This window comes from Sporosarcina sp. E16_3, assembly GCF_017347125.1.
In the GTDB taxonomy this organism is placed as follows: domain Bacteria; phylum Bacillota; class Bacilli; order Bacillales_A; family Planococcaceae; genus Sporosarcina.
The window spans coordinates 1-1,124 of the sequence record NZ_JADPRX010000078.1 but is presented as its reverse complement, the minus strand read 5'-3'; the positions used below and the strand labels follow the sequence as shown (position 1 = coordinate 1,124).

Annotated in this window: 1 pseudogene; it reads left to right on the top strand. The window is 38.2% G+C overall.

What is annotated here, in order from left to right:
• Window positions 1-1,124, top strand: a pseudogene (locus I2483_RS19165) (hypothetical protein); the annotation flags it as partial.

Genomic DNA, 1,124 nt, shown 5'->3' with positions numbered 1-1,124 from the left:
TATACAGTACCAATTTCTATAATAAAGAACGGAACGGTTGAAGCTAAGGGGCAAAATTCTGAAGGGGAATGGTCAGAAATTGGTTCAATTTCACTAAATAATATAGATAAAACCGCCCCTGACATATCTTTATCAGCAAGCCCTACCACGCTTACAGCTACAGATGTAACAATTACAGCGGATATTCGAGACCTTGACAATGAGTTGTTCAAGACACCCGAAAGCACTAGCACCATACAAACACACACGTTTTCAATCCCTGGATTAAAAATGTTAAATGGGGCTAAGGCTAATACCGGTAACGCCGAAATTGTTAATGTAGACGGAGAAAAGGTTACTGTGAAAGTTTCAGGAGGTAACCCGTCACGGAAAGTAGAAACGGGTGGGAGTTATACACCTGAAGATACTAAGTATGTTGAAGGACAAACATCAAGTAGTTATAACTCAGGTGGCTATGTAGGTAATCTTTTACAATATGTATATAGTGGTAGTTATACTCCTAGTCATTCTATAGAAGTAACCGGTCAATCGTCTAGTTACTATAATTCCGGTGGGTATAGCGGAACTTTAAGTCAATACTATTATGGGCCAGGACCATCTTCATTAAGGTTAATATCAAGCAATCATGGGTATGGACAAGACCATTCAGGAATGTCAGGTAATGGGCAATATTTTTATGAATGTAATCCAAGTAATGGTAATCCCCAAGGTGGGTGGTTTTGTAAGTTGTACGAAGTAATTCCAGGAGAACCAATCTATAAATATAGGGGTACGGTTACGAAACCAGCTTCAGATAATCGCGTATATCGCTATCAAGGTAATGTAACAAAACCTGCGACAGATACTAGGACGTATGAGGATCGTTTCCAATATGAAATTTCACTTGATTATGAAAGGGTTGTACCTGTTCAAAAATGGACAAAAGGGAATCAGATTGTTGAGTTTTTCAAAAATGCAGGGGTGGAATTAAATGGAACCACGTTTACAGTAAGCGAAAATGACACATACACCGTTTATGCAGAAGATACGGCGGGTAATGAATCTATCGAAACAATAAATATAAGTAATATAGATAAAAAACCTATAACACCAATACTTTCTGCATCACCGATAACACCGACCAA